Annotated in this window: 19 protein-coding genes; 8 read left to right on the top strand and 11 right to left on the bottom strand. The window is 55.6% G+C overall.

The window, feature by feature from the left end; genetic code table 11:
- Nucleotides 1-68: 68 nt before the first annotated feature.
- The 8 genes from ACM6IR_RS25410 to ACM6IR_RS25445 form a co-directional block, all read right to left on the bottom strand.
- Nucleotides 69-743 (bottom strand): DUF3313 domain-containing protein, encoded by a 675-nt coding sequence (locus ACM6IR_RS25410; RefSeq protein WP_414910234.1) that lies wholly within the window; start codon nt 741-743, stop codon nt 69-71.
- Nucleotides 744-790: 47 nt separating this feature from the next.
- Complete coding sequence (locus ACM6IR_RS25415; RefSeq protein ID WP_414910235.1) at nt 791-2,059, bottom strand: OmpP1/FadL family transporter; 1,269 nt, start codon at nt 2,057-2,059, stop codon at nt 791-793.
- Nucleotides 2,060-2,128: 69 nt separating this feature from the next.
- The gene (locus ACM6IR_RS25420; protein ID WP_414910236.1) at nt 2,129-3,742 is read right to left on the bottom strand and encodes an arylsulfatase; all 1,614 of its coding nucleotides are present in this window, start codon (nt 3,740-3,742) and stop codon (nt 2,129-2,131) included.
- Nucleotides 3,743-4,142: 400 nt separating this feature from the next.
- On the bottom strand, nt 4,143-4,598 hold the full coding sequence (locus tag ACM6IR_RS25425) for a glycine zipper 2TM domain-containing protein (protein WP_414910237.1): 456 nt from the start codon (nt 4,596-4,598) through the stop codon (nt 4,143-4,145).
- A 33-nt stretch (nt 4,599-4,631) separates the two neighbouring features.
- Entirely contained in the window at nt 4,632-4,838 is a 207-nt protein-coding gene (locus ACM6IR_RS25430; protein WP_414910238.1) for a hypothetical protein, read from the bottom strand.
- Nucleotides 4,839-4,880: 42 nt separating this feature from the next.
- Nucleotides 4,881-5,240, bottom strand: a complete 360-nt coding sequence (locus ACM6IR_RS25435) for a hypothetical protein (RefSeq protein WP_414910239.1) — start codon at nt 5,238-5,240, stop codon at nt 4,881-4,883.
- 154 nt (nt 5,241-5,394) lie between these two features.
- The gene (locus ACM6IR_RS25440; protein WP_414910240.1) at nt 5,395-5,673 is read right to left on the bottom strand and encodes a DUF3303 domain-containing protein; all 279 of its coding nucleotides are present in this window, start codon (nt 5,671-5,673) and stop codon (nt 5,395-5,397) included.
- Nucleotides 5,674-5,877: 204 nt separating this feature from the next.
- Nucleotides 5,878-6,279 (bottom strand): hypothetical protein, encoded by a 402-nt coding sequence (locus ACM6IR_RS25445; protein WP_414910241.1) that lies wholly within the window; start codon nt 6,277-6,279, stop codon nt 5,878-5,880.
- Between the two features lie 328 nt (nt 6,280-6,607).
- Here ACM6IR_RS25445 and ACM6IR_RS25450 point away from each other — a divergent pair, with 328 nt between their 5' ends.
- The 6 genes from ACM6IR_RS25450 to ACM6IR_RS25475 all read left to right on the top strand — a co-directional run bounded on the left by ACM6IR_RS25450 (nt 6,608) and on the right by ACM6IR_RS25475 (nt 12,648).
- Entirely contained in the window at nt 6,608-7,105 is a 498-nt protein-coding gene (locus ACM6IR_RS25450) for a hypothetical protein (RefSeq protein WP_414910242.1), read from the top strand.
- A 406-nt stretch (nt 7,106-7,511) separates the two neighbouring features.
- A complete protein-coding gene (locus ACM6IR_RS25455) occupies nt 7,512-8,069 on the top strand; it encodes a polysaccharide biosynthesis/export family protein (protein ID WP_414910243.1) in 558 nt (185 codons plus the stop codon).
- A 26-nt stretch (nt 8,070-8,095) separates the two neighbouring features.
- Nucleotides 8,096-9,208 (top strand): hypothetical protein, encoded by a 1,113-nt coding sequence (locus ACM6IR_RS25460; protein WP_414910244.1) that lies wholly within the window; start codon nt 8,096-8,098, stop codon nt 9,206-9,208.
- Nucleotides 9,209-9,228: 20 nt separating this feature from the next.
- The gene (locus ACM6IR_RS25465) at nt 9,229-10,788 is read left to right on the top strand and encodes a GumC family protein (protein WP_414910245.1); all 1,560 of its coding nucleotides are present in this window, start codon (nt 9,229-9,231) and stop codon (nt 10,786-10,788) included.
- Nucleotides 10,789-10,874: 86 nt separating this feature from the next.
- The gene (locus ACM6IR_RS25470; protein WP_414910359.1) at nt 10,875-11,606 is read left to right on the top strand and encodes a CpsD/CapB family tyrosine-protein kinase; all 732 of its coding nucleotides are present in this window, start codon (nt 10,875-10,877) and stop codon (nt 11,604-11,606) included.
- Between the two features lie 319 nt (nt 11,607-11,925).
- On the top strand, nt 11,926-12,648 hold the full coding sequence (locus ACM6IR_RS25475) for a glycosyltransferase family 25 protein (RefSeq protein ID WP_414910246.1): 723 nt from the start codon (nt 11,926-11,928) through the stop codon (nt 12,646-12,648).
- A gap of 159 nt (nt 12,649-12,807) precedes the next feature.
- Here the strand turns inward: ACM6IR_RS25475 and galE are convergent, their stop codons facing one another.
- The 3 genes from galE to ACM6IR_RS25490 form a co-directional block, all read right to left on the bottom strand.
- The gene (galE, locus tag ACM6IR_RS25480) at nt 12,808-13,785 is read right to left on the bottom strand and encodes a UDP-glucose 4-epimerase GalE (RefSeq protein ID WP_414910247.1); all 978 of its coding nucleotides are present in this window, start codon (nt 13,783-13,785) and stop codon (nt 12,808-12,810) included.
- Between the two features lie 74 nt (nt 13,786-13,859).
- On the bottom strand, nt 13,860-16,544 hold the full coding sequence (locus ACM6IR_RS25485) for a glycosyl hydrolase family 5 (protein ID WP_414910248.1): 2,685 nt from the start codon (nt 16,542-16,544) through the stop codon (nt 13,860-13,862).
- Between the two features lie 4 nt (nt 16,545-16,548).
- Nucleotides 16,549-18,075: an O-antigen ligase family protein gene (locus ACM6IR_RS25490; protein ID WP_414910249.1), complete on the bottom strand. Its 1,527-nt coding sequence runs from the start codon at nt 18,073-18,075 to the stop codon at nt 16,549-16,551.
- Nucleotides 18,076-18,173: 98 nt separating this feature from the next.
- Between ACM6IR_RS25490 and ACM6IR_RS25495 the strand changes: the two genes are divergently transcribed.
- Together ACM6IR_RS25495 and ACM6IR_RS25500 are read left to right on the top strand one after the other, a co-directional pair.
- Nucleotides 18,174-19,550 carry an oligosaccharide flippase family protein gene (locus ACM6IR_RS25495; RefSeq protein ID WP_414910250.1) on the top strand — a complete coding sequence of 459 codons (1,377 nt, stop codon included), beginning with the start codon at nt 18,174-18,176 and terminating at the stop codon, nt 19,548-19,550.
- A gap of 25 nt (nt 19,551-19,575) precedes the next feature.
- Complete coding sequence (locus ACM6IR_RS25500; protein WP_414910251.1) at nt 19,576-19,764, top strand: hypothetical protein; 189 nt, start codon at nt 19,576-19,578, stop codon at nt 19,762-19,764.

The raw sequence follows: 19,764 nt of genomic DNA on the forward strand, positions 1-19,764 counted from the left end.
ACGCGATCATTCAAGACGAACGCGTTATCGTTAACGTCCTTCGCGAGCAGGCTCGCTCCTACAGGGGGTTACTTGATGAACGCCTGCATATCGGTACCCAGTTTATCGATCGCCGCTTTAAAGTCCTTGGCGGTAACCTTCTGGCTCTCGTTCGAAAGCTGGGTGCCGAACACCTTGCGCACCACTTTGGCCACCGTCTGATTGGTTCTCACGTCGATGAACTCGGCTTCGATGAACAGGTTAGTGTCCTGGTCCCGGTGACCGGTCGCTGCCTGTGTCGCCCCGACCACTGCCGCGATCGGTACCACTTCATACCACTTCATGCCTTCGTTGGAGGCACTCACACCGGTGATTGCTGCGCGCATGATCAAGGTTTTTGAACCCGCGGGGGCCGCGCTGGCGTTCGTCACCACCCGGTATTTCTGACCCAGTATATTTTTGGCCTTGCTGGTCATGTAGGACTGAATGTCACTCAACGTCTGCTGGTTCACCCGCTCATTGGGCTTGGGCGCAGGATAGAGTTCCAGCTTATTGAACGCCACCGTGTCATAGGCATTCGGGTTCCACGACGGGCTCACCCAGCGCATCGCCGTTCCGCCGCTGGGGGTGGTCACTTCCTGCAGGTTGTTATAGCTGGACAGGTAGCCGGAGTATTGATTTTGCTCAGTCACTTTCGAGGTACAACCGCCTAGCAACAGACTGGCCATCGCGGCGCCAATGAACAATTTGCGGGACAGGTTCATAGTGGTGTGTGCTCCATGGATAAAGTCATTTTTTCGGTAGCAGGGCATCAGAAACGCCAAGTCATGTTTGCGGTAAGGGCTTGAATCCAGGCATTGTCGAACTGTCCGGAAGTTCGAATGCCTGACGTGGATTTGGTCTGGTCGACCGGCATATCACCCAGCCAGACCAGCACCCAACTGACGTTGACGTCGGTGTCCTTGTTCAGAGCATAGGTGGCTCCTGTCGCAAGGCGCCAGGAATCGCTCATAGGTATGGTGAAAGTACGGTTGGCGTCCGAGACGGCGCTGCTGTCGTAGGCCACACCGAAGTTCCACAACAGTTGCTGGGTGGCTTGGTACTGCGCGCCCAGCGCCAGTTGCCAGGTGTCTTTGTAGTGGGCCTGGATCGTGGTCGATTGGGCGCCGACCGCCGTGGTGTCGACTTGCACCGCGACGTCGCCGAACTCTGACCAGTCCTGCCAGTTCACCGAAGCAAGCAAGGCCCACTTGGGATCAAGTTGCTGGAACAGGCTCAGGGTCGCGGTTTGCGGCACCGTCATGTCGAGCTGGGTGTTCAGGCCATTGAGGCGTTGTAACAGCGGGCCGTCGCCGGTGACCTTCAGCCTGTCTTCGAAATTCAGATCGACCTTGCTGGTGTATTCCAGGCCAATGCGGGTGCCCGGTTGCGGGGCGTAGATCACCCCCACATTCGCGCCAAAACCCCAATCGTTGTCTTTGTACTTGAACTGGCCGTCAGTGCGGTCGGCGAGGCCGAAGGGCGAGCGGTCAATCGCTGTTTGCGCTTTCAGCATGCCGTACATGGCTTTCACGCCGACGCCGACCGACCATTGTTCGTTAAAGCGGTACGCCACGCTGGGTACAAAAGATATACCGGCGAGGCTGGCGTCCTGCACGAAATAGCGACCGGACCAGCTATTGCCGTAATTATAAGCCAACCCAAAGTCGGCATATTGGCCGAAGCCGATGCTCCAATGGTCGTCGAGTTCATGGCTGATGAAGAAACTACCGCCGGGAATGGGGGCGAGGATGTTGCCACTGCCGCTGCCAGTGCCATTGGTGTTGGAATCGCGGTCGAAAGTCAGGTCGCCGTACAACACTTGCAAACCGGCAGTGATTTGCGTGCCTGGCAGGTAACTCATGCCCGCGGGGTTGCTGGCAATTGTCGAAGGACCCTGGGCCCGGGCGGCGGCACCGGCGTTGGCCAGGCCGGTGTTATCGGTGCCGATTTCGTAAAGCATGAGGCCGCCGGCATAAGCTTGCTGGCAGCACAGCGTAAGCAGGGTGAAGGCGGGCAGGGCGCAAGTTTTTATCTGCATGAAGTTACCTCAGTAAATGTCCATCAGGAGCGCGGGTGGCCAGTGTTGGCCACCCGGTGACTCGACTGCTTACTTGGCCATTTCCGCCCGAGCGGCTGCGATCTTGGCTTTGACGGAATCAAGGTTGAAGCTCGCGCCTTTTTGCATCGGCGGGAATTCAATCGCGGTTTCAGCCAGCTTGGCCACCTGCTGCTGGACGAACACGAACCGCCAGAACTGGAACTTGAACCAGTCGAAGTACTGCTGGGAACCTTCAGCCGACTGGTTTTCCGGCCAGCCCATACGCTCGAACGGGTCGAGACGAAGGTTGGTCAGGAACGGTACGTCGACAGGCACTTTGGCACCAAGCCAGCCACCCGGCTGGTCAATAAAGCGATACTTGTAGTCATCGATCCGTACCGCACCGAGTGAGCTTTCGCCGAAGTAGAAAATTTCATGTCGGTTCGACGGACCTTTACCCGTGATCATCGGCGTCTGGTCATAGCCGTCGAGGTGCACCTTGTAGGTGGTATCGCCCAGTTGTTTGCCCTTGAGCAGTTCTTGGGTGATGTTCGGGTTGCCTGCTGCCGCGACGAACGTCGGGAACCAGTCCATGCCGGAAATGATACCGTTGCCAACCGTGTTCGCAGGTACCTTGCCAGGCCAGCGAACGATCGCCGGAACCCGGAAGCCGCCTTCCATCACCGTGCCTTTACCCATGGCAAACGGGGTGGTGCCGCCGTCAGGCCAGGTGAAGTTTTCCGCGCCGTTGTCGGTGGTGAAGACCACGATGGTGTTGTCATCCATCCCTTCTTTTTTCAGCTTGGCCATCACGTCGCCGACGATATCGTCGAGCTGTGCCATGCCTGCTTCCTGTTCTGACCAGCCATTTTGCGAATTGCGCATGGCCTCATACTTGTCGGAGAGGTGCGTAACGATGTGCATGCGAGTCGGGTTGAGCCAGAGGAAGAACGGTTTATTGTCCTGCTTGGCCTTGTCCACAAAGGCAAACGCCTTGTCACGAATCTCCTCGTCGATGGTTTTCATCCGTTCCGGGTACAGCGTGCCGGCATCTTCGATCTTCTGTTTGCCGACCTTGCCCCAACGTGGCATCACCGTCGTATCGTCATTCGTTGTGGCCCAACTGTGAACCATGTTGCGCGGCCCCACGGTGGCGAGCAGTTCCTGCGGATAGTTGGGGTGCGCGGGGTCTTCCATGGCGTCCAGGTGGTAGAGATAACCGAAGAACTCGTCGAAACCGTGGACGGTGGGCAGGAATTCGTTCAAATCGCCCAAGTGGTTCTTGCCGAACTGGCCGGTGGAATAACCCATGGCTTTCAGGGTGGTGGCAATGGTCACCGCTTCAGGGGGAATACCAATGGGGGAGCCGGCCTGTCCGACCGTGGTCATGCCGGTGCGGATCGGCAGTTCACCGGTAATGAAATTGGCGCGCCCGGCCGTGCAACTGGCCTCGGCATAATAGTCGGTAAAGCGCATGCCTTCGGCGGCCAGTTGATCGAGGTTGGGTGTTCGACCGGCCATCATGCCCTGGTTATAAACGCCGATATTGGACCACCCAATATCGTCGCCCATGATCACCACAATGTTCGGCGGCTTGTCGGCTGCGAAAGCCATGCCGGGCATAGCCATGGCTGATAACAGTATGGGCAGAGCGAATAGCGAAGATAACGTTGTCCGGTTCATATATAGACCCTATGTACTAGTGCGAGCACGTGAGACGGACCCCACCATCTTTTAATTTTGGATCCCCCGCGAGTGAGCGTAGGTTTGAATGGTGAAATATCCAGTAATAGCTATCGGAAAATGGGCGGGGTTCACACCACCTGCCGCCATTTATTGTTTGATGGGATAGCGAGCGTCATAGAACGGGGCGTTGCGCTTAATGCCGATCAGTCAAGCCGCAACACGATCTATAGCCGCTGGCGAAGCCTGCGTTCGAATGCGGCCGCCAGGCTGGCAAGCAAGCCTATGCCATTGCGCGAAAGGAAAATTTACGGGTGCAATTCGATACCGACGTTGACGAAGGCCTGCCAGAAAACAGCGACACGCAGGAAGTGGCCCGGGTCGTTCTATTTGGAGCAATCTAGCTTTGTGGAACAACCCGGGCATCGTTGCCCGTCCCCTCGATGTACACGTTCATGCCTTTGTTCAGCGCCGGGTTGATCGGCTGCGTCACCGACACCAACACGCCATTCCTCACCCGCACAATAATTTGCTGCGCTTGCTGGGGCCGGTCATACTTTTTCTTTTCGACGTAGTTGCCACCGGCTGCGCCAGCAAGGGCGCCAGCGACCATGGCGACATCCCGACCGGTACCCTGGCCAATCAGACTGCCGATGCCGACACCGGCGAGCCCGCCAAGAATGGCGCCGACGCCGCTGTCGTGGTTGGTCTGCATCTGTGTCGGCATGATCTGCTCGATCCGGCCTGAGCGAATCTCCGTTTCACCGGCACCCCCGCTACTGGCTCCTACGGTGGCGCAGGCGGTAAGCAACAGACTTGCCAGTGTGATCATCAGCCGGGAAACCGTGATATTCATTGCCGAACTCCGTCATCCAGAGGATGGGTAGATTTATTCGCATCGCATCGCGTGAGAAAAAGCGTAGCACAGGGTTTTTGAGGGCTCGAACGGGTAAATCTGCGGACATTGGAAGACTTGCAGGCCTGCACCTGTGCTTGAAGGCAAGGCTGCGCCGCTGGCAAAGTTTGCCTTGGTCAACGCGATGAATTCGAAGGCGGCGCATTTTTCCAGACAGTACGCGTCATCGTTCACGTCCATCGTCGGAGCGCCGCCCGGAGCAAGCTCGCTCCTACATAGACGTTAACGACGTAGAAACAACGCGGTCATCACGGCGTGAAACACGACGGCTGGCCACAGCAACAACCCGCTGCTGACAAACACACCGACATACGCCAGATACACTGCAACGGCTCCATTGTAGAACAGCATTGCGCGAATCGCGGCGATGCTCTCCGGCCGCGGCCAACAGGCAACGCCGAGCGCGATTAGTGCTACACCAAAAAACCGCGCAAACAGATTGGTTACATCGGTTCCGGCAATCCCCAACAGCAGATGGCTGAACAGTCCGGGGGTGAGCAGCAATGCCAGCCCGGTGGCGAGCTCCACGACGGCTGAAACCGTCAGCAGCTTATGCGCAGTGATGAGGCGTACTGGATTCATGATCGTCTTCCGATGAGGTAAAGGCGCTGGCCACGCGATCCTGGCGGATATACTCGGGGGCCATTTCGCCGATCATCACGGTGGCAGTGATCTTTTGATCCTGGGGGTTGATTGAGATCGAGGCAGCGAGTATTCCTCGCCGCCTCAATGGCGCTTATTGACCGACCGTGGCTGCCAGCAGCGGCGCCATTTGCGCGTCGGTCAATGCCGCGTGGACTTCCATGCTCATGAGATCGTTCCAGTCCAGCACCCATTTCTGAATGAGCACCACATCACTGGCTTCGGCAATGCCGAAGCCGGCCGAGCCTCCGACTGCATGCCAGCGCCCCAGCATCGTGACGCCTGCGGGTGGGGCGCCCCCGGTCTTGAGAAAACGTTCGATAGCGGCGTTGCGATTGTCCGGGCTGATCGACCAACTGACGATGAATAACATTGGCCACCTCCTGTTGCGGATCGGCACCCGTAGTGCTTTGCCCACCTGGTGAGTGCCGGACCAGAGGCGCGTTGGGTTTCCAGTTCCGTCCTGGCTGGTATGCAGCGAAATCTCCCATGTGAAGGCATAGCAGCGCAGCGCACTGTGCGTACGACCGCTGATCCTCTAAGACGTTTTTTCGAGGGGTGCGAGCGTTCGCCCGCATCATGCGTCGCGTAACAGGTCGTTGGCGTTGAGCAGTGCGTAGGCGATCTCCGGGCGCTTCTCCAGCGCGCGGCGAATGGCGGCCGGGATCGATGCACGGGTCTTGCGACACAATCCCGGCAGTTCGCCGAGGCTGATGCTGATGCCGCGCATGGTCCGTACTTCATTGAAGCCGGGGGCAATGTTCACGCGGATACCCAACTGCTCGTACATGCGTTGTTGCAGACGCTCCAGGTCGTTCAAGCTCTGGAGGTTTTCCAAGCGCTCGATCAGGCGCTTTTCTTCCGTGCGGGTCAGCAACAGGATGCGCACGTCGGCTCCCGGTGTTTCCAGCAACGGGTCACGCCCGCAGTCGCAGGCGCCGGGCGGGCAGGGTTGGCGGATCGGAGCAGAGGTCGTCATTGGGTTCAATCATAGAGCGCTGCGATCGAGTTTGCCCATAGGGATCGGGTGGGGAATCGTCCGTGTAGCCAGTGGACGCCAACGCACCAACGGCTTGTAGTGAGCCAATTCCCAGACCTCGGGCTTTTTTAAGATGGACAGCCTGTTTAGCAGAGGATGGCGCGTTTGTCGTGTCGTTATTTTGACGCCATTCCATCAAATTTTATATTTTGATTTATTGTTGTGACGAGCTATTGACGCAATGGCGATGTGCTTATACATTTCATGTAACCTGATCCGAAATCCTTCATTCACAAAAGAGTAACCCTCTGTGCAGGGAGGCGGTGTTATGCATACGAAACTTTTGCTTAAAAACGTTTTGTTGTTGATGCTGCTCAATGGCGCAGCGGTATCTGCTGCTCACTCGACCAATTTGGCCTATGAAATTAGTCGCATAGGTAACGCTTGCGGAGATTCGGTGCCTCAACTCGGCGCGGCTCTGGAAGAGCATCCAAGTGGTGCGCTGTATGCGTTTGGAAACGTCCTTGGCGTGCCTTCTTCAATCACCGATAAATACTTCGATGATGCCCAACCTGCCAAATTCAATAGCAACAATAATCAGTCGGGGGCTAGTGCTTCCGTCAATACTTTATCGTGCGACGGTTTAATGGCGGCTGTTTCCAAAGCCCCGTTAGTGGTTGATTTGTCTATCAAGGATAAAGGTCTGGCGGTCGGGGCTGGCGCTTTTATCAATCAATCGAATGCAGTGCCGCTTTCGACAGCGGCATGGTTATTTTCGTCCGCGCTGATTGGTTTTATCGTTGTTGCCAATCGGCGGAAGATATAGGCATTGGTGTCAGGCTTTTCGGCACTCAGAATGCGTAAATTCAAGTAGCTGAAAAGAAAAAAGCTTTATTAGATGTTGGTTTGTTGTGAGTGGTTACCTGTATTTCAATGACACTTTGGTTGTAATGTTTTAAGCCAGTTAGTTGCGCATTTTGGTGCAGGTGCGCTAAGTGCTTTAATTTTGGCATATGGGTGTCGGAGGTGGCATGATCAACTCCAAGATATTGTTAAATAAGACTATTTTTCTATTTTTTGCTGCTATTTCGCTAGCTGGCGGGTTGCGCCAGCGGAAAATGGGTTGCCAAATTCACTGTTGGATCGCTTCTTTGACGCGAAATGGGCTAGAGTGATTTTGTCCCGTTTTTATGTGAAACTCCTTGCATTACCACTTAGGTGGAGGGAACCCAATGTTGCGTTCATTGATACCTGTACTCTGCACGCTGGCTATCTTGCCCGGCGTTTCCAGTGCTGACGAAAAAGACACGGATTACAAGCTGAAAGCGGGCGACAACGTTGTCATTTCCGTCTGGGGCGAAGACAAGCTGAAAGAGGAAGTGCGCGTACTTCCCGATGGCAGCATTACCTTCCCGCTGGCAGGGAAGGTCGAGGTTCAAGGGCTTGACTCTACTGGAGCCGCGAAGAAAATCGCTACCGAGCTTGTAAAGTACATACCCGATCCGAATGTCAGCGTTGTCATCAAAAGCATTGAAGGCAATGTCGTCTACGTGCAAGGCAAAGTGTTGAAACCAGGTCCAGTGCCGATGCCGGGTTCGCTTGACGTACTGCAAACACTGAGCAATACGGGTGGTTTCGACAAGTTCGCGGACAAAGATGAAATCAAGGTCATTCGGCGCAAGGGCGCTACTCAACAGGTTCTGCCCGTGCACTACAGCGACCTGATTTCCGGGCGTGACATGTCCACCAATATCCAACTCCAGGCCGGCGATACGCTGGTTGTACCTTAACCTTACTTGATGCATTAAGGATTATCTTGTCTGTACTGCGAACTACCGGAGTTGCTACGGCTATCCTGATCTTGCCGTATTCCGGTGTGGCCAATGCGGCCACTTGGCAATCTGCGATCGTTCTTCCCTCGACTGTCGAGTACGACAGCAACCCGGTGCTTGCTACGAGCAATGCAAAGGGCGTGACTCGTACAATCATCGCCCCCGATTACACGCTCGTCGGGACTTCCGACCGGGATCAGTGGACTTTCGGTCTGGGTGTGAAGGTGGTGCACTCCTCCGATACCTCCATCGTTTCGGATCGTCAAGACCCCGATTTGAAGATAGGGTGGCAGCGCGAGACCGAAAGCGGTGGTTTTGGACTCAACGCGCAGTATGTCGAGAGCTCGACGCTCTCTACCGAGGTTCAAGGAACCGGCGTGATTGCCCCTGACGGAACGCAAAAGCTATCGTTGTTCGGCGGCAACTGGAGCACTGCTCTCAGTGATCGTACTACCCTGGTTGATGAAGCCGACTACACCCATGTCACTTACGACGTTTCCACACTGACCAACTATGACCAGCTGTCGAACCTCTTGAGTTTGAACTATACATGGAGCGAGCGTGTGGAGTTGTTCACGCGTTTTGGAGCCATGCGTTATGAACCGCAGCAGGGATCCGGGGTGGCGTCTTCCAACAGTTATACCCCCACTGTGGGCATGAACTTTGACATTTCTGACCGGCTAAAAGGGTCGGTTTACGGGGGCGTCAATCAAGTCTCCGGCTCGAGCAGCCCCACTGGTCAAGGCGGCTTTTTGTTGAGCTATATCGGTGAGCGCATTGAGACAAGCATCGGCGCCAGTCGTGGTACTTTCGCCAGTGGTGACGGCGGTTTCGTCGAGTCTGATAACGTGAATGGCCTATGGAGTTATGCACTGGACGACACCAGTCGCACCGGTTTTGTCACCTCATGGCAAAAAACCACGGGGTTGACGCCTAATACCCTGCGCACTGCCGGTGCCTGGTTTAGCCACGAAATCTCGCCTTTTTGGGAGGCGCGCCTATCCTACATGTACAAAGAACGCCAGCAAGATAATTTGCCGGACGCAACCGCAAACGTCGTGGGGCTGACTTTGACCTATAGTCATCCCGATTTCTGACATTCAGCATTGTGATCATTATGACCTCAGAATACGAAATGTCGGTCAACGACTACATCGCTATCATCAAGCACCATGCGCTGCTGTTGATCCTGAGTGTCGCGGTTATTCTTGGCGTGAGCGTGGCGGTTGCGCTCACTATCCCGCCTATTTATGAGTCATCCGGCACCATTCTGGTCGAGTCTCAGCAGATTTCACCGGACCTGGTGGCGGCGAACAACAATACCTTTGCCGATGAGCGCATCGAAGTCATTCGCCAGCGTGTGATGACCCGTGAGCATCTGGAAGGGATCATCGACAAATACCATCTTTTTGCTTCGCAAAGCAGGCCGCTGAGCGTTACCGAGAAGATCGACGAAATGCGCAATACGATTGCAGTCTCCTTGGTCAGTGCCGCCGTTAAGGGGCGCGGCGAAGTGACGATTGCTTTTCGCCTTGGCTTTGAGCACCGCCAGCCCGAGATTGCGAACAAAGTGGCCAACGAGCTGGTGACGCTGTTTCTGGATGAAAACATCAAGCAGCGCACCGAGCGCGCCAGTGAGACCACAGAGTTTTTGACACAGGAGGCGGACAAGCTCCGGGTCGAACTGGAAGCCCTGGAGAACCGGTTGGCGGACTTCAAGCAGGCACACAGCAACGCGCTACCCGAGCATCAGGAGTTGCGCATGAATATGTTGTCGCGCGCCGAAACCGAGCTTAAAGAGGTAGATCGCGACTACAAAGCGGCCCGTGAGGAGTTGCGCTTTAACGAGCTGGAGGTTTCCGCGGCCAGTGCCGGGGTCGCTGCCAAGCCTGGGGCGGCGGGAGCTGAGCAACCGCAGGATTTGGGTAGCCTCAAGGCGGAATACACCAGGTTGCTGTCGACGTATACCGAAGCCCACCCCGATGTTCGCGCCGTCAAGCGCAAAATCGCTGCCCTTGAATCTGCCAAAGGTTCGGGGGGCGGTGCAGTGACTTCAGTCAGACTGGATGTTGCCAAGGCTCAGGCCCGAGTCTCTGCCTCGGAAGCACGGATCCAGTCGCTGGCCAATCAAAAGCGGGAGCTGCTCAGCAAAATTGAAACCTACGAGGCGCAAATTCTTGAGACGCCGCAAGTCGAGCGTGGCTTGGTCACGCTGATGCGTGACCATGACAACGCTCAAAAAAAATATGAGGAGATTCGCACGAAGGAAATGGGTGCGAAAATTTCCGAAAGCCTGGAGCAGGAAAACAAGGCGGAGCGTTTTGTGCTGCTGGAGTCGCCGCTGATGCCCGAAAAGCCGATCCGGCCGAACCGCAAAAAAGTGGTTGCCATGGGCCTTGTTCTCGCCCCGGTGGGCGCCGGTGCACTGGTGATGCTCATCGAGATGTTGAGTCAGCGCGTGCGTGGTGTTGAAGCCTTGGGCAGTGTGGTGGGCAGGCGCGTACTGGTTTCGATTCCCTACATTCACACCAAGGCGGAACTGGCACGTCGCAGGAAGTGGCGAACGCTTGTGATCGTCAGTGTGGTCGTGATGTTTGCGATTTCGTTGGTACTACTGCACTTCCTCTACATGCCTCTGGACCTTCTGGTATTCAAAACCCTGGGCCGGTTTGCATAAGGAAAATAGACATGGAAATAATCAAGCCCGATACCGAAAATTCGGAGCAACAGCCTTCGTCAGGTCTCGTGACAACGCCAAAGGCGATGACAGCGACCACGCAGTCTGCAGGGCTGAATGCGCTCAGTTATGTGCACACAAGAGTTGTACCGCTGCGGCCAGACCATCTCGAGCGCAACCGCATTGTGGCTTACAACAAGAATTCGAGTATGAGCGGGGCTTTCGATCTGCTGCGTACGCAAGTTCTGAAAGTCATGGAAGAAAATGGCTGGCGTACGCTCGCCATCACCTCGCCGACGCCGGAGGCAGGCAAGACCGTATTGGCGATCAACCTGGCAATGAGCATCGCCCATCACACAACCAAGACGGCATTGCTGGTGGATTTCGACTTGCGTCGTCCGACAGTGGGCGCCTGCCTGGGCCTGCCGATGGAGAAATCGCTCAACGAATTACTGGTCGATGAAGCGGAGCTGCAAGAGGTGCTGGTCAATCCGACCTTGCCGCGCTTTGTCGTTCTGCCGACGCGTGTGCCGATTCCGCACTCCACTGAAGTGCTGTCATCGCCCGCGGTGAGCCATTTGATTATGGATCTGCGTGAGCGCTACGACTCACGTATCGTGATTTTCGACTTGCCGCCGTTGTTGAGTTCGGATGATGTGATTACCGTCTTGCCTAAATTCGACTGCGTCCTTCTCGTGGTCGCAAACGGCATGAACACCAAGAAAGAAATCGAGGAAAGCCTGCATCATCTGGGGACAGCCAATTTGATTGGCACGGTGCTGAACAAGGCCGAACCCCAAAATCGCTCTTATTACTAGAGCGTCATCCTCAGGCGCTCGGCGTTATGCGCGAGCGCCGACTTTCAGTGCCAAGGGTACTTCTCATAGGTTCTCATTGTAGCGCCGCGGTAACTTAGCGCTATTTTTTGAGAGCTGCCATTGTTTCCGGCGACCAGAATGCTATACGGGAATGACGGAATGCGACTGAGATTATTGGGGCGAAAATGGACTTGAATAAGTCGACTGATATCCGCATTGGCGACTCACAATCTGATTTACGACACCCAAACTTTCATTTTGAGATGCCGCCTATAATGAAATAAAACTTCCCTGATCGACTGCGCTGAGGACCTGATGGATGAACATGATCGACTATTTTGATCGAACAAGAATCATCAATATCCCATCAAGAAAGGATCGCCGCTTAGAAACAGTAGAAGAATTCACTCGCAATGGCTTTCACTTTGATGAAAAGAAAATAGGTTTTTTTGAGGCTGTTACGCCCAGCGAGGGAAATGGCTTTCCGAGTATCGGGGCCAGAGGCTGCTTTTTGAGTCATCTGGGGGTGCTGGAAGAGGCAATGCGCCTGAACTTGAAAAATATCTTGATCATGGAAGACGACATACAGTTTTCCAACCGCATTTCTCAATATGGGAAGCAGGCCATCGAGTCTCTGGAAGGTATGGAGTGGGACATCGTCTATTTTGGGCATCCGTTTGAAGGCAGTTCAAACTTGAGCTTACCCGTTTGGAAAGTGGTCGACGAGCCAATACACTTGTCCCATTTCTATGCTGTAAACGGGAAAAGCCTTGGGAAACTGAGGGATTTTTTATTCCAGGTTCTTGAGCGGCCGCCGGGACATCCTGACGGAGGTCCGATGCATTATGACGCTGCTCTCAATACGCTTATTCAATCGAATAAAGAGATTCTGGCTTACTATTTTACTTGGAGTCTTGGCTATCAAAGGCCCTCGCGGACGGACCTGCATGAACTTTCCATCGTTGACAGGGCGCCTATCCTGCGTTCGGTAATGGCTATGCTTAGAAGGTTAAAGGCAAAAATCCTGCGAAGGATTCGATAGTTTTCTGCTACTTCTCTCTTTAATGCTGCAACGACAGCGAAAGGTGAGGCGGGCAGCCAATTTGAATGGCAAGTGCTGAACAAGGCCGAGCCCCAAAATCGCTCTTGACTACCAGCGCGTCATCCTTAGGTGCTCGGTGTTATGCGCGAGCGCCGACTTTCAGTGCCAGGGGTACTTCTGCTCCCAGCTCCAGGCGTGAGCCACTATCTGTTCAAGTGAAGCAAACTGCGGTTGCCAGCCAAGCAAGGTGTTGGCCCTTCGTGGGTCGGCCACAAGGCGTGGCGGGTCGCCGGCACGGCGTGGCGCTTCACTGACGCATATCTCCTGGCCGGTTACGCGGCGCGCGGTATCGATGACTTGCTGTACTGAAAACCCTTGACCATTGCCGAGGTTGAAAGCCGTGCTTGTACCGCCGGCCATTAGGTAATCCACGGCAAGTGCGTGCGCGGCAACGAGATCGACAACGTGGACGTAGTCACGAATACACGTACCGTCAGGCGTGTCGTAATCGCGGCCGTAGACAGTGATATTTGTGCGCCGGCCTGAGGCCGCTTGCAGGATCAGTGGCAATAGGTGGGTTTCCGGTTCATGGCGTTCACCCAGCTGCCCCTCAGGGTCTGCACCGGCGGCGTTAAAGTAGCGCAGGCAGACCGATTTCAGTCCGTAAGCACGGTCGAAATCTTCAAGCATCTGCTCCACCATCCACTTGCTGCGACCATAAGGGTTGATCGCGGCCTTGGGGTGTTCTTCGCCGATGGGGGCATGCACCGGGTTGCCATAGACGGCGGCAGTCGAGGAAAAAATGAAGTTTTTAATCCCTGCTCGAACCATGGCTTGTAGCAGCGTGAGGGTGGCGGCGAAGTTGTTTTGGTAATACTTGGCAGGCTCCGTCACGGATTCGCCTACCTGAATAAAGGAGGCGAAGTGGAACACAGCATCAAAGTGTTGCACGGCAAACAAGGCGTCCAGGGCTTGCGTATCGGCTATGTCCAGTTCGACTAATCTCCCGCCCACCAAGGCGCTGCGGTGGCCCGTGGAGAAGTTGTCTGCCACCACCACCTCGTGGTCTGCGCGCAATAGCTGCTTGACCATGTGTGAGCCAATGTAGCCTGCGCCGCCAACAACCAAAAAATTCATCCTGATCTCCTGGAAACTGTTGCTGTGTACGCGCAGATTGGCGCTTGACAATTACTTTAAAAGCGAAAGGTTAGTTATTGGCTCGCCGCTGCATTGGAGGGTGCTTTATGAGCAGGGCTTGGCTGCCCGTTGCCCGAGGCTGCTACTTGCGGGACGCTTTTTTTCAAAAACAACCAATTAGATGCCTGCACACCGTCGAACTTGATCGTATAGCGCCCATCAAGGTAGGTCGCGGGCAACTTCTTCATTTGCGCAAGGGTACCTTGGGTGAACAGTGTCAAGCCTTGCGGTGCCTGGATGGTTAGCGTGCCTTCGAGAGGCTCAACATAAAAAGGTATTTGGTCGTCCGCTTTGGGGATGGCACGGGTGCCCAGCGAAATCAGCAAATCCTGCGATTGGCCGACTGGCGAGCTGTCCAGACTTTGCACCACCACACTGGCATAAGCCGTCTTCACTTGAACCTGGATGTTGCCAAGGCTGATCGACTCGCCACCGATCCAGCCGGTCGCTGCCTGGGTGCGTGGTGTGTCGATGGTGTAGATACCTTGTTTCCAGTCGCGTTTTAGCTCACCCGTGTCTGTCGTGGACTCCGTAGCATTGGCGTCTAGCAGCGATTGGTCAGGGTCATGAAACACCTGCGCATTGCTCGAGATAGGGCCCTGTTGCAACCACGGTAATTCCGGCGTCTGTGGCATGGCGATTTGCAACTTGCCTTTCTCCATGGCAGTACGCAGCAGAGCAGAGTTTTTCGGTGTGATGAGTCGGTTGAACAGGGTGCCTGGCGTCGGTGCGAAGACATAGGTCGTACTGGCTTCGTGAACATCAGCGCGGCGATAGAGCAAGGCGGCGGCAGGCATTGTGGCCAGCAGTGCCGGGTCGTTATAGGCGTGCCAGTTGCTGGCTGACATCGATCCCCCGGATAGCGCCTCCTGGCTGTAGGCATATTGCATCAACGCATCCCAGCCTTGGTGGCTGGCGGTGCTGGCTATATAGAGTGGCAGCGAGTGGCGGTCGGGTGTCGGGAAGGGTTCACTGTTCCACTCGGTGACGGTGAGGGGTTTGCCCGTGACCTGGCCAGCGGCAATCCAGTTTATCAAGCCGTCGCTGGTGAGCGGGTTTTTCTCCAGCTGCCCGGTGCCACCGTAGCTGTGGACGTCGATTACGTCGCCGGAAGTCAGGGCCGGCAGGGAGCTGAGAGGATCGTAGCCCCAGCTACTGGTCGTGGCGATGGGGACCTTCACTCCCAAATCACGCAGGTGCTGAATCATGTCTGCGTCGAAACGTCGCTCCAAATCATTGAGGAACAGTTTGGAGGGGCCAGGCTCCCAGGAGCGCCAGGTCTTTCTTGAGGATAGATTGTGCTGGTTGGCAAACCCTTCGGCGGCGGCCATGTAAATCTTGTTGTGCTTTGGAACGTCCTTGTCTGGCAGCAGGACATTGCCAAAGTGATGGGTGACGTCGTTTTCGTTGGTAATCAGTACAGCGGCGATCGCCGGATCGTCTTTGTAGGCGAGACCGGTATAGGTATTTACGTGGCTCAGATAGGCTGCGGCAAAGCGCTTCATCGCTTGTTGAATGGTGATGTTGACATAGGCATAGCCCTTGAGGTTGGCGGTGCCATTGCTGTTTTTCGGCATCTCTTCGAAGCCGTAGATGTTGTCCTTTTCGGTAAAGGCACGCTCGACGTGCATATCGAGCCACACATAAATGCCTTCGTCTTTCAGGCACTTGATCCACCAGTCAATTTTTTTCAGTGACTCTGGGCTTGGTTGCTGGGTGTCATGCGTGAGGCTAGGGTCGCCAAAAATGTTGGGGAAGACCCATGGGGAGTCATGGTGGTGCAGGCGTACAAGGTTGAAACCCAGTGCGGACAGGCGTTTAGCCTGCTGCTTGATTTCATCGTCTGGCGTGCGGAACAGCGCATACGCCGTGACGTTGGTTCCCCAGAAGCGCGCCGGGGTGTTGTCCGCGAATAGCAGTTGCTCGCCGGACGCCTTGACGAAACCGCGCTTGCCGGCAGGTTTTTCGTCAGCGTTGAGGAAGGACAGGTCGACCGGCGAGGTTTTCCAGTCGAGCTTGTCACTCGGCCAGCTCTTTGGGTCGCTCAGGCCAAAGCGTTCGGTAGTGGTGGGGCCGAGTGCCACATCGCCGGATAGGCTTAAGGTTGCTTTGACGGTTTGGCGTCCGGGCTTGATCGTGTCTTTATAGAAGAACGCACGTACCTCGGATTTATCGCCCGGTTCAAAGTAGACCCTCGCCAGGGCCGGCTCGAATCGCATCTCGATGTGTCTCCCCTGTGCATTCCCCCAGGACCAGCCTTTGTTGTCGGGGAGCAACACCGGCACGCCCATTTCTCCTGAGAAAAGGGTAGGGTCGAACTTGAAGACGAGCCCCCCGCCCATCACGCCAGACTTCGTGCTGTGTGCATCCAGGACAAAGTCCCAGGTTAACTCCTGCTCGCCTTTCTTCTGGATTTTCGCCGCCATGTCGAAATCCAGTGTTTTGTTCTGGCCGGTGAGGGAGTAGTTGTAGGGGGTGTTGATCTTGAATTCGGTTGGAAAATACGTCCAGCCCCAGTTGCTCTCAAAGAAGACGAATGAAGAAGCAACGACGGGGCTGCCGCCATGCACCAGCACTGGCAGGCCACTTTGATCATCGACCTTGGCGACCCAGTCAGACGCCCAGGCGCCAAGCGGCCAAACGACAAAAGACAAAATGACCGGGATCAGCAAACGGGTGCGGCGAAAAAAATTGGCCATTGGGTTACCGAAGTTGGAGGTGGGCGTTCTCAGTGACTGCCTTTGAGGTGTGCTTGAGGCTGCGCGCCATCTGGATATAGGCAACGCCCAGTCCGGCGACCGACCAATACACCACGGGGATTACCGTGATGCTGCTGACGGTAACGATGGTCACCAATACTCCGGCCAGTGTCGCGAAGAGCGCCCGCCCAAGTCGATGCGTCTCATTGTCTTTGTTGGGGAACGAACGCATTGTCTTGTGGATGCCGAACAGAACAGTGCCAAAAAAAGCCACGAAAAGAGTCAATCCAATCAATCCGAGCGAAAGCGCTATGCCGATATAGGTGTTCACGATATCGATGATCCCCTCGCCCTGAATCATGGATTGCATTTCCGGTGTGTCGCGGTAATCAAATGAGCCCAGCAAAGGGTTGCGCTGGATAACGATAATTGCGTTGTCAAACAAGCGCTGGCGGTAGGTGATGTTTTCTACGTCTACCGTACCGATGAACGGTAGCAGGTCCAGCAATTTTTGCCCGCCCGGCACGATGGTCAGCAGAGGAAGGGCGAGCACTCCGGCGAGCGCCAGCAGCATCAGGCGTTTGACAGCCTTGCGGCCGGTGGCGATGTACAGGATGAACATGGCGGCTGCACCGATCCACGGGCCACGTGACAACGGTGCAAACAGACCACCGGCGAGCAGGAGTGCACCTAGGCGCCGCTGGAGTTTACTGCGGACACCCTCCTGCAAGAACAGGTAGAAACCGATGGCTACGCTGATGACAAGTCCCAGCGCAATGGCCTGGCCGGTGGTGACGCTTGCGCGTAGCAACCCACCACGGGCCAGGTAGCTGGACATTCCCCATTGCATGTCCAGGGCGTTGATCAGCGCGCTGTAGAGCAGCCAGCTGCGGGTAAACTCGAAGAATCCGATAAGGGACATCACCATGGCCGCGAGGACAAAGCCCAACAGGGCGTCCTTGAAATCGCTGAGGTTTTTCAGTGCCCGGCTGGCTACGTAGTACGGCAAAAAAACGTCAGTGAACAGGTAGAACGTTTGGCGCAACATATCGGTGATGGTGGTTTCGCGCAGTAAAAGCAGGCTTGTCAGTGTCAGGTTTGCGGCTAGCAGTTTGTCCGGCCAGATCCGCCCGAACGCAAGCGTGTCTGCTCGCCTGCGCAGAGTAAAAAAAGCCGGCAGCAAGACGCACAAGGACAGCAGGCGAATATAGTTAAGGTCGATAAAATAATTGATCAGGCCGAAGCCTGGAATTTGTGCCGAGGCCGGCGGGACCAGAAACAGCAGAAGAAAAAACAGGGCGGCGGGGTTGCTCTCGCGTTTTCTTGCGATGGTCAACACCACAACAGTAACGGCCGCATACACCCAGAAACTGTACGAGACGAACGCCAGAATTGTCAGTACGAACCACAGGTTGCGTCGACGGGTGAAGTCGCTGTGAGGGATCAGGTCTTCTGCAGGTCGGCGTGCCATGGCAAAAACAATACCGGCAAGAACCAGGATGACGACTAACGCGCGAAAGTGCTCAGGCATGGGTTGTCAGGCTTATTGGTAGGTGAACGATAGATACTAGTGGCATGGCAAAACGCGACTATAGTACCTTTCCTCTCATTGAGTCCGGGATTGTTGTCATGCCGCCAGCTGATGTATCGCCACCGTTGAGCCTGCGCAGGCGAGCGATATCTGCCGGGGCATGGAATCTGGGGGCACTGGTTACGTCTCAAGTCACTCGCTTGGGTGGCAACCTGATAATGGCCCGGCTGCTGATGCCGGAAATGTTCGGCATCATGGTCATCGCCACCACTGTTTCGGTGGTACTTCACTTGCTTTCCGATGTCGGCCTGCGCCAGAACATCATCCAGAGCCCGCGTGGCGACGATCCGGCGTTTCTCAATACCCTGTGGACGGTGCAGATCATCCGGGGCTTTATACTTTTTGCGTCGACATTGCTGATCGCCGGCTTTGCCTGGTTCGCTCAAGTCATCAATTTGTGGTCGGCCAATTCCACCTATGCAGCACCGGAGTTGCCACTGGTGCTGGCCTTGACTGGTTTCTCCGCGATCATCTATGGTTTTCAGTCGACCAAAGTCGACGTGGCCGTTCGCGACTTCCAGCAGAAAAAAGTCGTGCTCGCCGAGTTTGCATCCCAGCTTGCCGGCTTGTTGATGATGTTGGTCATCGGTTATTTCACCCGGTCCATTTGGTCGCTGGTGGGGGCCGGGCTGGTCTCCACCCTGGTCATGACGCTGCTCGGCCATCTCTGGTTTGTGGGGCAGCCTAACCGTCTGCATTGGGACCGTCCTGCGCTCCAGGAGCTGGTCGTCTTCGGCCGTTGGATGCTGGTGTCTTCGGCCGTGGGCGTACTGGCCATGAACGGTGATCGCATGTGGTTCGGCGCAAGCATGTCGGCCAGTGAACTGGGGGTTTACTCGATTGCCGTGCTAATTGTGGGCGCTCTTCAACAGGGCATGCAAAGGCTGGTCGGGGCCGTGGCCCTGCCGGCCTTCGGTGAAGCCGCACGCACCCAGGACATGGCCCGGCTCCAAGCGTTGTATTACCGCTTCAAGTTGGTGTTCGATCTGGCCTCGCTGTTTCTCTGCGGGCTGTTCTGGACCGTCAGTCCGCTGCTCCTCAACCTCTTGTACGATGAGCGTTATGCCGACGCGGGCAACATGCTGTCCATTCTTTCACTTTCCTTTTTCACGTATCGCTACGTAGTATCGCATCAAGCCTGGCTTGCCTTGGGGCTCACAAAGTACCAGGCCATGGATAACATTGTTCGTGTCGTCTCGTTATGGGTGCTGCTGCCTTTGCTGCTGGCGATTGGCGGCGTGAAATATGCGATTTGGGGTGTTGCCCTGCATGCCTTGCCGACGCTGGTCCTGGTGGTGTATGTCAATTGCAAGGTGGGTTTGTTCGATATCAAGCGTGAACTGGCAGTGCTGCCGATGTTGCTGGTAGGGGCTTTGTGCGGGGAGTTGATGTTGGGGCTGGCTAACTGGTTTTGACTTTAATGTCGGGGAGCTTTAAATCATGAATGAACTTGATTTGAATACCTCTGTAATGGGCCGCAGAGGGTTCCTCCAGGCGTTTACCCTGTTGAGTCTCGGGGGGCTCATGTTCGGATTTTCAGAAACCATTGCCCGGCCTTCTGCGGTTAAGTCCGAGTACGTTGTCATCAACGGATGGGTGCTGCCAGTCCAGCATTTTCGGCCAGCGTAA

Source organism: Pseudomonas sp. IT-P253 (assembly GCF_949768125.1).
Classification (GTDB): domain Bacteria; phylum Pseudomonadota; class Gammaproteobacteria; order Pseudomonadales; family Pseudomonadaceae; genus Aquipseudomonas.

Excerpts from the sequence above, each read along its gene's own strand:
- ACM6IR_RS25410 (WP_414910234.1), bottom strand. The coding sequence starts at position 743 with ATGAACCTGTCCCGCAAATTGTTCATTGGCGCCGCGATGGCCAGTCTG.
- ACM6IR_RS25415 (WP_414910235.1), bottom strand. The coding sequence starts at position 2,059 with ATGCAGATAAAAACTTGCGCCCTGCCCGCCTTCACCCTGCTTACGCTG.
- ACM6IR_RS25420 (WP_414910236.1), bottom strand. The coding sequence starts at position 3,742 with ATGAACCGGACAACGTTATCTTCGCTATTCGCTCTGCCCATACTGTTA.
- ACM6IR_RS25425 (WP_414910237.1), bottom strand. The coding sequence starts at position 4,598 with ATGAATATCACGGTTTCCCGGCTGATGATCACACTGGCAAGTCTGTTG.
- ACM6IR_RS25430 (WP_414910238.1), bottom strand. The coding sequence starts at position 4,838 with ATGGACGTGAACGATGACGCGTACTGTCTGGAAAAATGCGCCGCCTTC.
- ACM6IR_RS25435 (WP_414910239.1), bottom strand. The coding sequence starts at position 5,240 with ATGAATCCAGTACGCCTCATCACTGCGCATAAGCTGCTGACGGTTTCA.
- ACM6IR_RS25440 (WP_414910240.1), bottom strand. The coding sequence starts at position 5,673 with ATGTTATTCATCGTCAGTTGGTCGATCAGCCCGGACAATCGCAACGCC.
- ACM6IR_RS25445 (WP_414910241.1), bottom strand. The coding sequence starts at position 6,279 with ATGACGACCTCTGCTCCGATCCGCCAACCCTGCCCGCCCGGCGCCTGC.
- ACM6IR_RS25450 (WP_414910242.1), top strand. The coding sequence starts at position 6,608 with ATGCATACGAAACTTTTGCTTAAAAACGTTTTGTTGTTGATGCTGCTC.
- ACM6IR_RS25455 (WP_414910243.1), top strand. The coding sequence starts at position 7,512 with ATGTTGCGTTCATTGATACCTGTACTCTGCACGCTGGCTATCTTGCCC.
- ACM6IR_RS25465 (WP_414910245.1), top strand. The coding sequence starts at position 9,229 with ATGACCTCAGAATACGAAATGTCGGTCAACGACTACATCGCTATCATC.
- ACM6IR_RS25470 (WP_414910359.1), top strand. The coding sequence starts at position 10,875 with ATGACAGCGACCACGCAGTCTGCAGGGCTGAATGCGCTCAGTTATGTG.
- ACM6IR_RS25475 (WP_414910246.1), top strand. The coding sequence starts at position 11,926 with ATGAACATGATCGACTATTTTGATCGAACAAGAATCATCAATATCCCA.
- galE (WP_414910247.1), bottom strand. The coding sequence starts at position 13,785 with ATGAATTTTTTGGTTGTTGGCGGCGCAGGCTACATTGGCTCACACATG.
- ACM6IR_RS25485 (WP_414910248.1), bottom strand. The coding sequence starts at position 16,544 with ATGGCCAATTTTTTTCGCCGCACCCGTTTGCTGATCCCGGTCATTTTG.
- ACM6IR_RS25490 (WP_414910249.1), bottom strand. The coding sequence starts at position 18,075 with ATGCCTGAGCACTTTCGCGCGTTAGTCGTCATCCTGGTTCTTGCCGGT.
- ACM6IR_RS25495 (WP_414910250.1), top strand. The coding sequence starts at position 18,174 with ATGCCGCCAGCTGATGTATCGCCACCGTTGAGCCTGCGCAGGCGAGCG.
- ACM6IR_RS25500 (WP_414910251.1), top strand. The coding sequence starts at position 19,576 with ATGAATGAACTTGATTTGAATACCTCTGTAATGGGCCGCAGAGGGTTC.